This window comes from Salmonella sp. SAL00670, assembly GCF_046552235.1.
In the GTDB taxonomy this organism is placed as follows: Bacteria; Pseudomonadota; Gammaproteobacteria; order Enterobacterales; family Enterobacteriaceae; genus Salmonella; species Salmonella enterica.
This window is the reverse complement of the sequence record NZ_JBGDUO010000007.1, coordinates 173,102-186,098: the sequence shown is the minus strand read 5'-3', so window position 1 is coordinate 186,098 and position 12,997 is coordinate 173,102. Positions and strand designations below refer to the sequence as shown.

The window sequence follows — 12,997 nt, the reverse complement described above, 5'->3', positions numbered from 1 at the left end:
TTTTCCATTTCAATTAACCGCAATGCGGATTACGTTGTAAATCAATCAGATTACATAGAGCTTTGGTACGGCAGAATGTTCGAACGCAACATTTCTTGCGTGCCGAGGCCGTAGTTAGAGCTCAAACCGCGCAGCTCAATGTTGAAGCCAATCGCGTTATCATAAATCGCGTGTTGTTTATCGTTATCCCAACCGTTCAGCTTACGTTCGTATCCGACGCGGATCGCATAGCAGCAAGAGTTGTACTGCAAGCCGAGCATCTGGTCTGCAGGTTTGCTCGAATTGGTATCGAAGTAGTACGCGCCGACAATCGACCAGCGATCGGCAATCGGCCAACTTGCCACCGCGCCCACCTGGTTGATGCCGTTTTTATACTGCTCTGCCGTGGAATAATACGAAGGCAACGTAGCCTGAATATATTCCGGGCTGGCATAGCGGTAGTTCAACTGTACCAGACGATCCTGATCCCGACGGTATTCGAGGCTGCTGCTGCTGGTAGCGACGCTATCCAGACGGGTATCGTACTGCACTCCGCTACGCAGCCCCCAGCGTTCTGAAATACGCCAGTAAGTGTCGCCTGCCCAAACCAGCGAACCGGTTTTGTCGTCATTCTCCCATTTAATGTTGTCATCGCCGGTGCGAGACTCCGTGAAATAGTAGATTTGACCAACAGAAACGTTAAAACGTTCAACGGCGGCATCATCATAAATGCGTGTTGTGACGCCGGTCGTGACCTGGTTGGCGGAAGCAATACGGTCGAGACCGCCATAAGTGCGGTCGCGGAACAGGCCGTTATAGTCGGATTGCAGCAAAGAAGAATCGTAGTTATAGATGCCGCTCTGGTCGCGGTACGGCACATACAGGTACTGCACGCGTGGTTCCAGCGTCTGGGTATACCCCGGCGCCAGCATCGCCATATCGCGTTCGAAGATGAGCTTACCGTCGACTTTAAACTGCGGCATGACGCGGTTAACCGAATCTTCCAGCTTATTTTTATTGTTTGGATCGCTGTTATAGCTGTCCAGATTCGTTTGCTGATAGTGCGTCGCCATCAGCTTCGCTTCGGTGTTCAGGCTGCCCCAGCGGTTGGAGAGCGGCAAATTAATGGTTGGCTCCAGGTGGACGCGGGTCGCTTCCGGCATATTGTCTTTGGTGTTAACAAAGTGCACCGCCTGGCCGTAAATCCGGGTATCAAACGGCCCGAGATCGTTATGGTAGTAGTTAACGTCTAACTGCGGCTCCGCAGAGTAGCTGCTGGTGTTTTGATCGTTAAAGACCTGGAATTGTTTGGTCGACACCGTAGCGTCAAAGTTTTGTACGGCGTAGCCGACGCTGAATTTCTGCGTTGCGTAACCGTCGGTACTGGAACCGTACTTACTGTCGAAATCGTTAAAGTAGCTGGAGTCGCTGACTTTGGTGTAATCGACGTTAAAACGCCACACCTGATCCATCACGCCTGAGTGCTGCCAGTAGAATAACCAGCGGTGCTTATCGCCCTCTTTGGGATGATCGTCCTCGTAGACTTTATCAGAAGGCAGATAATCTAATTCCATCAACCCGGCGCCTGCCTGCGTGAGATAACGGAATTCGTTCTCCCACATAATATTGCCGCGGCGGTGCATATAGTGCGGGGTGATGGTGGCGTCCATATTGGGCGCGATGTTCCAGTAATACGGTAAGTAGAACTCGAAATAGTTCTTGGTCGTGTATTTCGCGTTCGGGATCAGGAAACCTGAGCGACGTTTGTCACCGACGGGTAGCTGTAAATAGGGGCTATAAAAGATCGGAACCGGACCTACTTTAAACCGGGCGTTCCAGATCTCCGCAACCTGTTCTTCACGGTCATGGATGACTTCACTCCCCACCACGCTCCAGGTATCGGAGCCAGGCAGACAGGAGGTAAAGCTGCCGTTTTCCAGAATGGTATAACGGTTTTCGCCGCGCTGCTTCATGAGATCAGCTTTACCGCGCCCCTGACGGCCCACCATCTGGTAATCGCCTTCCCAGACGTTCGTGTCTTTGGTGTTCAGGTTCGCCCAGCCCTTCGGCCCTTTAAGGATGACCTGATTGTCATCATAATGCACATTACCCAGCGCATCGACGGTGCGTACAGGTTCCGGCTGACCTTCCGCCTGCTTCTGATGAAGCTGCACTTCATCCGCTTGCAGGCGGCTATTCCCCTGCATAATGTCCACGTTGCCGGTAAAAACGGCATCGTCCGGGTAGTTACCTTTAGCGTTATCGGCATTGATAGTAACCGGCAGATCGTTGGTATCGCCTTTTACCAGAGGACGATCGTAGCTTGGCACGCCCAACATACACTGTGAGGCGAGATCGGCTGCCAGCCCCTGATGACTATAAAGGGCGCTGGCGATCATGGTGGCCAGAAGAGTGGGAATACGTTTTTTCATACGTTGTATTTATTGTTCCATCATCGGTAGCGTTGCGCGTGACAAACGGTCACAGCCTAACTTACTCATCTTCGCTGCGCCAGTGTTAATCCTGCCGTTTAGCGTCTGTGGTGTTAGGCACGGCATTGAATGACAGGTATGATAATGCAAATTATAGGCGATGTCCCACAATTGACCGTAGCCTTCATTCGCAGAAAAGCACCTTATTTTGTGGGAGATAGCCTCACCGATAGCGTAACGTTTTGGGGAGTCTATGCAGTACTGGGGAAAGATAATTGGCGTCGCCGTAGCCCTGATGATGGGCGGCGGCTTTTGGGGCGTGGTCCTGGGTCTGCTGGTGGGCCATATGTTCGACAAAGCCCGCAGCCGAAAAATGGCGTGGTTTGCCAACCAGCGGGAACGGCAGGCGCTGTTTTTTGCCACCACCTTTGAGGTGATGGGCCACTTAACCAAATCAAAAGGACGGGTGACGGAAGCGGATATTCATATCGCCAGTCAGTTGATGGATCGTATGAATTTACACGGCGATTCACGTACTGCCGCGCAGAACGCCTTTCGGGTCGGAAAAGCGGATAATTACCCATTACGTGAAAAGATGCGGCAGTTTCGTAGCGTCTGCTTCGGGCGTTTTGATCTGATCCGGATGTTTCTGGAAATTCAGATCCAGGCGGCGTTTGCCGATGGCTCGCTACACCCTAATGAGCGGGAAGTGCTGTATGTGATTGCGGAAGAGCTAGGTATTTCCCGCGTACAGTTCGATCAGTTTCTGCGCATGATGCAGGGCGGCGCGCAGTTTGGCGGCGGTTATCATCAACAGTCCGGCGGCGGCTGGCAGCAGGCGCAGCGCGGCCCGACGCTGGAAGATGCCTGTAATGTGCTGGGGGTTAAAACCACCGATGATGCAACCACCATTAAACGCGCTTATCGCAAACTGATGAGCGAGCATCATCCGGACAAACTGGTCGCGAAAGGTTTACCGCCGGAAATGATGGAAATGGCGAAGCAAAAAGCGCAGGAAATTCAGAAAGCGTATGAGCTAATCAAAGAACAGAAAGGCTTCAAGTGATTGAATTGCCGGATGCGGCTAGCGCCTTATCCGGCCTACGTTAATGAATGTAGGCCGGGCAAGCGAAGCGCCCCGGCATAAATTGGCTCTGAATTTAAAAATCTGCCGGGACTTTAAACGTCATGCTGGTGCCGTAAGCGGGATGGGTAATGGTCAGCATTTCGGCGTGTAACTGCAAACGCGGCGCCAGCGACAACGCTTCCGGCGAGGCGTAAAACCGATCGCCTAAAATCGGGTGGCCTAACGCCAGCATATGCACACGAAGCTGATGCGAACGCCCGGTGATCGGCTTGAGCACCACGCGGGCGGTATTATCCGCCGCAAACTCCACCACGTTATATTCCGTTTGCGCCGGTTTGCCGGTTTCATAACACACTTTCTGCTTTGGCCGGTTCGGCCAGTCGCAGATGAGCGGTAAGTCAACCAGCCCTTCCGCCGGGGAGGGATGACCCCATACGCGCGCTACATACTGCTTTTTCGGCTCACGTTCGCGGAACTGGCGTTTTAGCTCCCGCTCCGCGGCTTTGGTCAGCGCCACTACAATCACGCCGCTGGTGGCCATATCCAGACGATGCACCGATTCTGCCTGCGGGTAGTCGCGCTGGATACGCGTCATAATGCTGTCTTTGTGCGCTTCCAGACGCCCCGGCACGGACAACAGGCCGCTGGGCTTATTGACCACCATAATGTGCTCATCCTGATACAGGATAACCAGCCAGGGTTCCTGCGGCGGATTGTAGTTTTCCATCCCCATGTACGGCTCCGTTATTGGTGCGTGACGACGATAAGACGCAGCGCGTCCAGACGCCAGCCTGCCTGATTCAGGCTTTCCAGCACCTGCTGACGGTTGCTGTCGATAGCGGCAAGTTCGTCGTCGCGAATGTTCGGGTTGACGGCGCGCAGCGCTTCCAGACGCGACAGTTCCCCGGACAGTTTTTCATCCGCCTCGCGACGCGCGTTATCAATCAGCGCTCTGGCGGACTGTTCAATCTGCGTCTCGCCCAGTTGCAAAATGGCATAGACGTCCTGTTGCACGGCGTTAACCAGTTTGCTGCCGGTGTGGCGATTCACGGCGCTGAGCTGACGGTTGAAGGTTTCAAACTCGACCTGGGCGGCCAGATTGTTGCCGTTTTTATCTAACAGCATACGTACCGGCGTCGGCGGCAGGAAGCGGTTCAGTTGTAGCTGTTTCGGCGCCTGCGCTTCCACGACGTAAACCAGTTCGACCAGCAGCGTGCCGACTGGCAGCGCTTTATTTTTCAACAGCGAAATGGTGCTGCTGCCGGTATCGCCGGAGAGGATCAGATCCAGTCCGTTACGGATGAGCGGATGTTCCCAGGTAATAAACTGCGCATCTTCGCGAGACAGGGCTACGTCACGTTCAAACGTGATAGTACAGCCGTCTTCCGGCAGGCCGGGGAAATCCGGCACCAACATGTGGTCGGACGGCGTCAGCACGATCAGGTTGTCGCCGCGATCGTCCTGGTTAATGCCGACAATATCGAACAGGTTCATGGCGAACGCGATCAGGTTGGTGTCGTCGTCCTGTTCTTCAATGCTTTGTGCGAGCTGTTGGGCTTTTTCTCCGCCGTTGGAGTGGATCTCCAGCAGGCGGTCGCGGCCCTGTTCTAACTGGGCTTTTAGCGCTTCATGTTGCTCGCGGCAGGATTTGATCAGATCGTCAAACCCGTCGGTTTCTTCAGGCGCGGCCAGATAGTTAATCAGACTGGCGTAGGCTGAATCATAAATCGCGCGACCGGTTGGGCAGGTGTGCTCAAAGGCGTCCAGCCCTTCGTGATACCAGCGAACCAGCACCGACTGGGCGGTTTTTTCCAGGTACGGGACGTGGATCTGGATATCATGCGCCTGGCCGATACGATCCAGACGACCAATACGCTGTTCCAGCAGATCCGGGTTAAACGGCAAGTCGAACATCACCAGATTGCTGGCAAACTGGAAGTTACGTCCTTCGGAGCCGATTTCGGAACATAACAGCACCTGCGCGCCGGTATCTTCTTCGGCGAACCAGGCGGCGGCGCGGTCGCGTTCGATAATCGACATGCCCTCATGGAACACGGCGGCGCGGATGCCTTCGCGTTCGCGCAGCACCTGCTCCAGCTGTAACGCGGTGGTCGCTTTGGCGCAGATCACCAGCACTTTTTGCGAACGATGGCTGGTCAGATAGCCCATTAGCCACTCAACGCGTGGGTCGAAGTTCCACCAGGTGCCGGTATCGCCTTCGAACTCCTGATAAATTTGTTCCGGATAGAGCATATCGCGGGCGCGATCTTCCGCGCTTTTACGCGCGCCCATAATGCCGGAGACCTTAATGGCGGTCTGATACTGGGTCGGCAGCGGCAGTTTTACCGTATGCAGTTCACGTTTCGGGAACCCCTTGACGCCGTTACGGGTGTTGCGGAACAGAACGCGGCTGGTGCCGTGGCGATCCATCAGCATCGACACCAGCTCATCACGGGCGGCCTGCGCATCGTCGCGATCGCTATTAGCGGCCTGCAACAGCGGTTCAATATCCTGTTCGCCGATCAGATCGCCCAGCCTGTTCAGTTCGTCGTTGCTGAGTTTATTGCCCGCCAGCAGCATGGCCACCGCATCGGCGACAGGTCGGTAGTTTTTCTGTTCTTCGACAAACTGTTCGAAATCGTGGAAACGGTTCGGATCCAGCAGGCGCAGACGGGCGAAATGGCTTTCCATCCCCAGCTGTTCTGGCGTGGCGGTCAGCAGCAGCACGCCCGGTACGCGTTCAGCTAACTGTTCGATGGCCATATATTCACGGCTCGGCGCATCGGTACTCCACACCAGATGATGCGCTTCGTCGACCACCAGCAGATCCCACTCGGCGTCGCACAAATGTTCCAGACGCTGCTTATTACGGCGGGCGAAATCCAGCGAGCAGATCACCAGTTGTTCGGTTTCAAACGGGTTATACGCGTCGTGCTGCGCTTCGGTATAGCGTTCGTCATCGAACAGCGCGAAGCGCAGGTTGAAACGGCGCAGCATTTCTACCAGCCACTGGTGTTGCAGGGTTTCCGGAACGATGATCAATACGCGTTCCGCCGCGCCGGATAATAACTGTTGATGCAGAATCATCCCGGCTTCAATGGTTTTACCTAAGCCCACTTCATCCGCCAGCAGTACGCGCGGCGCGTGGCGACGACCTACATCATGAGCGATATTAAGCTGATGCGGGATCAGATTGGTCCGCTGACCGCGCAGACCGCTGTATGGCATCCGGTACTGCTCGCTCTGAAATTTACGGGCGCGATAGCGCAGCGCGAACCGATCCATTCGATCGATTTGACCGGCGAACAGACGATCCTGGGGCTTACTGAAAACCAACTTGCTGTCGAGCAGAACTTCGCGCAACGTCACATTGGTCTCTTCGGTATCCAGGCGGGTGCCGACATAAACAAGCAGGCCATTTTCTTCTTTTACTTCATCGATATGTAGCTGCCAGCCTTCATGGCTTGTAATCGTATCGCCAGGGTTGAACATGACGCGGGTCACGGGAGAATCACTGCGCGCATACAGGCGGTTTTCCCCCGTGGACGGGAAAAGTAAGGTGACGGTTCGCGCATCCATCGCAACAACGGTTCCAAGTCCCAGCTCGCTTTCTGTATCGCTGATCCAGCGTTGACCAAGTGTAAAAGGCATATGTGTTCGGCTCTATATCTTTAATTGCAGGCATTACTCGCCATTCCCAGGCGACAGCACTGGATAATTGCGAGTATACGACCCCGCTACCAGGCTAATGTGGTAGTGGCGTTAATTAGGTCCAGGAATGGAAAGGGCGCTATGGTACTGGAAGGCGGCGCTTTCGTCACGCGTCAAAATAACCCCAGTTGCCCGGTCAGTAGTGTAGCAAAATTATCTTCAACGAAGGGAAGAATTCCTTCCGCCACGGGTTGTAGCTGGCGGGTAAGATAGTGTTCGTAATCCAGCGGCGACTGCTGGTAATCCACGGGCTCGGGGCCGTTAACAGTCCAGACATATTTTATGGCGCCGCGATTCTGATACTGCGCCGGACGGCCCCGCTTCAGGTTTTGTTCATCCGCCAGCCGGGCGGCGCGAACGTGCGGCGGGACGTTACGCTGGTACTCATGTAAAGGGCGACGCAGACGCTTGCGATAAACCAGCTGCGCGTCCAGTTCGCCCGCCATCAGTTTATCGATAGTCTCACGCACATAGTCTTGATAAGGTTCATTGCGAAAAACGCGCAGATACAGCTCCTGTTGAAAGCGCTGCGCCAGCGGCGTCCAGTCGGTCCGCACCGTTTCCAGACCTTTAAATACCATGCGCTGGTTGTCGCCTTCCTGAATCAGGCCCGCATAGCGTTTTTTACTGCCAGTATCCGCGCCGCGGATGGTCGGCATCAGAAAACGGCAAAAGTGGGTTTCAAACTCCAGCTCCAGCGCGCTGGTCAACTTTTGCTGTTGTAACGTCTGCGCCCACCATTCGTTCACGTGACGCACCAGCCTGTGCCCGATTTCCGCCGCGTCGGCTTCTGAATGCGCGCGCCGGAGCCAGACGAAAGTGGAATCGGTATCGCCATAAATTACGTTATAACCCTGCGCCTCAATCAGCGCTTTGGTCTGGCGCATAATCGTATGGCCGCGCATGGTGATTGACGACGCCAGACGGGGATCGAAAAAGCGGCAGGCCGTGGTGCCGAGTACGCCATAAAAGGCGTTCATAATGATTTTAAGCGCCTGCGAGAGCGGTTTATTGCCCTGACGTTTGGCTTCATCGCGCCCGTGCCAGATTTGGCTAACAATTTCCGGCAGGCAGTGCTTTTCTCGTGAAAACCAGGCGTCAAGGAAACCTTCAGTACTGTGTTCCGGGTCCGGCCGCGCCATGCCTTCGACCAGCCCGACGGGATCAATCAAAAACGTGCGGATAATCGACGGGTACAGGCTTTTATAATCCAGCACCAGTACTGAATCGTATAATCCGGGTTGTGAATCCATTACGTAGCCGCCGGGACTTGCCAGCGGCGGCACTTCGCCGAGATTGGGCGCGACATAGCCGGCGCGGTGCATTCGCGGAAAGTAAAGATGCCCGAATGCGGCGACCGAACCGCCGTGGCGATCGACCGGCAGACCGTTGATCGTCGCGCGTTCCAGCAAAAACGGCATGATCTCGGTTTTATGGAAAATGCGCGTGACCAGCTCGCAGTCTTTCAGGTTGTAGGTGGCGAGGGCGGGTTTATCCTGGGCAAAGCGGCGATCGATCTCATCCATACGATCCCAGGGATTATCAATGGATTTTCCTTCGCCGAGCAGTTCCTGCGAGACGGCTTCCAGCGAAAAAGACGAAAAATTCCAGAACGCGGATTTAAGCGCGTCGATACCATCGATAATGACTCGCCCTCTGGCCTGGGCGAAAAAAACGCCGTTTTTGAAGCCATGTTCGCGCCACTCCAGTTCGCTATTGTCTCGCCCCAGCCGTAAAGGGATACGGTAGCGTTCGGCATGTTTTTGCAGCATACGCAGGTCGAACTGCACCACGTTCCAGCCGATGATGACGTCAGGATCATGTTCGGCAAACCAGGCGTTGAGTTTTTCCAGCAACTGCGGGCGGCTGGCGACATACACAAGCTCGAAGTCCAGTTGGCGGTCATCGCCATTCGCCGGACCCAGCATATAAACGGTACGCTGGCCGCAGCCTTCCAGACCAATGCAATACAGTTCGCCGTGTCGCGTGGTTTCGATATCCAGCGAGACCCATTTTAGCGGCGGTCGATAGTCGGGGTGGGGTTTAAGACGCGCATTGCGGATAACGCCGTTGCGCATCTCGCCGTCTACCCAAACGGGCGACGTAATAAAACGCTCCATCAGGTAACGTTCCGGCGGGCGTACATCCGCTTCATAAACGGTGACGCCGCTTTCGCGCAGCAGTTTCTCCATCCGCATAAGCTGGCGGTGAGTGCGGCAATACAGACCGGATACCGGCTGACGATGAAAGTCTCGCAGCTGGAGCGGCGTCAGGCGATAGTCTTTTTCCGCCTGTAGCAGCGAGGCTGCGCGGGAGGTCTGGCTGGTCGGAATAAACGCCACGGACTCTTGCGGCGCCAGCGTCGCCTGCACAGGGCCGTTGTCTGTCGCCAGCCAGAAAGAGACCTCCGTCCCTTGCGGCGTATCCCGCCAGTGCCGGGTTAAAATGAAACCTGCCTGCGCCACGATGATTACCTGTCTAAAAAATTCACGCTAATTATAACCTGTTTTAGGGGGTAATACTGTTATTTTGTACAGGCATATAACGTAAAAGCCGATATCCGCTGTAATAAAAAGTTTCTCGCAGTAAGAAGCGGGTTTGCGCCCACCAGGATTTATAGCGGGTGGATCGCGTGGGTGATGAGCGGCTATCGATACCATTATCCTGAGCGATAGTTTTCAGACGCAGCATATGCAGCGGATCGCTGACCAGTAACGCTGTGCGCCATTGTTGTTGTCGCAGTATCTGTTTTGCGTAACGAATATTTTCGCGCGTCACGGTAGAGCGCTCTTCAATAAAAATCGCCTTAGCCGGAATCCCTTTTTCCAGAACGTATTGACGGGCTATCGCCGCGTCGGAAACCGTTGCGCCAGCGCCGTAGCCGCCGGTTAATACCAACGCGCGGACAATGTGTTGTTGGTAAAGCCAGATGGCATGATCCAGTCTGGCCTGAAAAACGGGAGAAGGCGTTTTTCCGCTAACGCCTGCTCCTGCGACAATCGCGCAGTCAGCTACGCGCGTCTGGTTTTGCTGACTGAACTGATAAATAGCGATAGCGTTATGGATAAACACCGTGGCCATAATAAGAATTATGCCTGCCGCGATTCTGGTGATGTAGCGATATTTCATGAATGAGTTCGTTCCCCGTGACGGGTGTAATGGATATTTTAACGATAAAAGGGCTTTTAGCGTCAGATATTTTTGCTGACGTATATTTATCAATATATACCCAAAATAATTCGAGTTGCTTAAAGGCGGCAAGGGAGTGAGTCCCCAGGAGCATAGATAACTATGTGACTGGGGTGAGCGACCAATCTGCCGGGAGCAGATTTGAACGTCGCGTGCGACGGCCCGTCAGGGCAAGGCCCATGGATGGGCCGAGTAATCCGTAGCCAACACATAAGCAACTCGAAGTATGAAGGGTATAATGATGCTGGTGTAGACAGCAGATATAATTATCCTATAACTGCTAATTTTGAATCATGTTTATTTACAGTTTTTACCCATGTGTTAGCCGTTTTGTGTCAAGTCTGTTTTCATACATTAAGTATTTTTCAGAAAGGCGCTTGTTCGAATCTGTTACTTATTTCTCGGATTAACAAAAAAGCGATATTTTTTGTTTGTTTTACTTAATGAAAAGTGTAACAATTTCATTTGGAACATCCGCACCGTCAGGTAGAAATATAATATTCCAATTGGCCGCTATGGTTAAATAAAAATGGATTACAGTGCGAATTCGTCGGGAACTCTCTGCATAATTTAATTTTTATTTTAGAATATAATTTTATTTTGACTTTCGGGTGCGGGTGTTTTTATCAAAATTTGTGGTATTCGGGAATGATCTTTTATGAATGTGAGTATGCAGGCGCGTCTGGTAGGGAACGACCGTTATCTTTTCGTCAATACCCAACGCGCTAACCCTTCCATAAAAACCGTGAGTCGATTTTTTGAGTATAAAACATGGACAGAACAGATTTGGCGTACCGAAATTATTGAAAACGGCAATGCTTTTTTTCACTGGCAAGGACACGACAGAAAAAACGGACATCGGGATACCATCTTAACTCCAAAGGGTACTCCCGCCGACATAAGGCGGGAGGGGAATTTGGACGGGCTTGAAAAGCCCGAAGGATCATCAGCCACGCTGATGTTGAATGTATTGCTTCACAACTTCCAGCGGCGCACCTCCGCACGAGCCAGCAAAGTATGACCTCGACCAGAGCACGGCTTTTCCGTATGCTCCCCGCAAATCAATAAATTCGTTTCGCAGACGGCGGGATGTCACAGCTTTCAGTGAGTTAACCAGTACCGAAAGCTGCACTGTTGGTGGGTATTCGATCAGCATGTGGACATGATCGACGTCTCCGTTACTTTCTTTAAGTTCTGCACCAAAATCACGGCAGACTTCTGCTGCATACTGATGGAATGCAGCATAGTGTGACTCACCCAGTATCTTTCGACGGTATTTTGTTACAAAGACAAGATGAACATGCAAAAGGAAGGCGGCATGTCTTGAACGATTAATATTATGTTTTTGCATTGAAGTTGACCGTAAAAACAGTAACATAGAAAACAAATCTCCTACACACTGAGTGATGATGTTAATCCTGAAAGCCTACAAATTCAGACTGGAACCAACGCCTGAACAGTCGCAGCGTTTGCGGCAGTTATGTGGTTGCGCCCGTTTTGTCTGGAATTTAGGTCTTGCGGAGACAAAGCGCATCCTTGGCTCAGGCGAAAAGTTACCTTCGGCTTTCGAGTTGAACAGGATGCTTATACCGACAATCTGCAACAAAAGTTGAAAGACCTGCATGCTGCATGGAAACGTTGCTTTGATAAAAAGCTCGCAGCTAAGGCCCCGGTATGGAAACGAAAAAATAAGGGCAGAGACTCAATCCGTTTTGTGAACTTTGAGAAATATTGCCGCCTTGAAAATCGCAGAGTGAAGCTACCGTCAGGTCTTGGGTGGGTAAAATTCCGGCAATCTCAACGTGTGAACGGTAAAATCAAAAATGCGACAATCAGTCAGTTAGCGGGACAGTGGTATATCTCGTTTCAGGTTGAAGTTGAAACGGCAGAACCCAATCACACAAGCACAACGATAGTCGGTCTGGACGCAGGAGTAACAAAACTCGCCACGCTTTCAGACGGTACGGTATACCAACCAGTCAACAGTTTTAAAGCAAGTCAGCGCAAGCTGGCAACACTCCAGCGGCAGTTAAGCCGTAAAGTCAAATTCAGCAGTAACTGGCAGAAACAAAAGCGAAAAGTCCAGCGTCTGCACTCGCACATAGCCAATATCCGGCGCGACTACCTTCATAAAGTTACCAGTGAAATCAGCAAAAACCACGCGATGATAGTCATTGAGGATTTGAAGGTTAGTAACATGTCGAAATCGGCAAAAGGTACAGCAGAACAGCACGGACGAAACGTCAAGGCCAAATCAGGTCTAAACCGTTCGATACTGGATCAGGGCTGGTATGAAATGCGCCGCCAGCTTGAGTACAAACAGCTCTGGCGTGGCGGTCAGGTGCTTGCGGTTCCGCCAGCATACACAAGCCAGCGTTGCGCGTGCTGTGGTCATACCGCGAAAGAAAATCGCCTGTCACAAAGTAAATTTGTGTGTCAGGCATGCGGATATACAGCGAACGCTGATGTAAACGGCGCTCGTAACATTTTAGCGGCGGGGCACGCCGTTCTTGCCTGTGGAGGGATGGTGCAGTCAGGCCGCCCGTCTGAAACAGGAACCAGACGCTGAGCAATCAGTCGTCACCCACTAATGGGAATC

The 12,997-nt window shown here is 52.8% G+C and carries 7 protein-coding genes and 2 pseudogenes; 3 read left to right on the top strand and 6 right to left on the bottom strand.

Features of this window, described 5'->3' with window-relative positions:
• Nucleotides 1-50: 50 nt before the first annotated feature.
• Complete coding sequence (gene lptD, locus ACLJRS_RS20240; protein WP_000746116.1) at nt 51-2,411, bottom strand: LPS assembly protein LptD; 2,361 nt, start codon at nt 2,409-2,411, stop codon at nt 51-53.
• A gap of 253 nt (nt 2,412-2,664) precedes the next feature.
• Here lptD and djlA point away from each other — a divergent pair, with 253 nt between their 5' ends.
• Nucleotides 2,665-3,477 carry a co-chaperone DjlA gene (gene djlA, locus ACLJRS_RS20235; RefSeq protein WP_001200595.1) on the top strand — a complete coding sequence of 271 codons (813 nt, stop codon included), beginning with the start codon at nt 2,665-2,667 and terminating at the stop codon, nt 3,475-3,477.
• A gap of 94 nt (nt 3,478-3,571) precedes the next feature.
• On the opposite strand, the gene rluA is transcribed toward djlA, so the two are convergent.
• From rluA to ACLJRS_RS20215, 4 genes are all read right to left on the bottom strand, one after another.
• Complete coding sequence (rluA, locus tag ACLJRS_RS20230; RefSeq protein ID WP_000525198.1) at nt 3,572-4,231, bottom strand: bifunctional tRNA pseudouridine(32) synthase/23S rRNA pseudouridine(746) synthase RluA; 660 nt, start codon at nt 4,229-4,231, stop codon at nt 3,572-3,574.
• An 11-nt stretch (nt 4,232-4,242) separates the two neighbouring features.
• Nucleotides 4,243-7,149, bottom strand: coding sequence for an RNA polymerase-associated protein RapA (rapA, locus tag ACLJRS_RS20225; RefSeq protein WP_001116970.1), 2,907 nt, complete (start codon nt 7,147-7,149; stop codon nt 4,243-4,245).
• Nucleotides 7,150-7,322: 173 nt separating this feature from the next.
• Nucleotides 7,323-9,674 carry a DNA polymerase II gene (polB, locus tag ACLJRS_RS20220; RefSeq protein WP_000035727.1) on the bottom strand — a complete coding sequence of 784 codons (2,352 nt, stop codon included), beginning with the start codon at nt 9,672-9,674 and terminating at the stop codon, nt 7,323-7,325.
• Nucleotides 9,675-9,717: 43 nt separating this feature from the next.
• Nucleotides 9,718-10,338, bottom strand: coding sequence for a YdcF family protein (locus ACLJRS_RS20215; protein ID WP_000877520.1), 621 nt, complete (start codon nt 10,336-10,338; stop codon nt 9,718-9,720).
• Nucleotides 10,339-11,056: 718 nt separating this feature from the next.
• On the opposite strand from ACLJRS_RS20215, the pseudogene ACLJRS_RS20210 reads away from it, so the two are divergent.
• A pseudogene (locus tag ACLJRS_RS20210) lies at nt 11,057-11,272 on the top strand (DUF4751 family protein); the annotation flags it as partial.
• A 72-nt stretch (nt 11,273-11,344) separates the two neighbouring features.
• Here the strand turns inward: ACLJRS_RS20210 and tnpA are convergent.
• Nucleotides 11,345-11,749 carry an IS200/IS605 family transposase gene (gene tnpA / locus ACLJRS_RS20205; RefSeq protein WP_001169102.1) on the bottom strand — a complete coding sequence of 135 codons (405 nt, stop codon included), beginning with the start codon at nt 11,747-11,749 and terminating at the stop codon, nt 11,345-11,347.
• A 58-nt stretch (nt 11,750-11,807) separates the two neighbouring features.
• Here tnpA and ACLJRS_RS20200 point away from each other — a divergent pair.
• Nucleotides 11,808-12,989 (top strand): annotated as a pseudogene (locus ACLJRS_RS20200) (RNA-guided endonuclease InsQ/TnpB family protein).
• Nucleotides 12,990-12,997 lie beyond the last annotated feature (8 nt).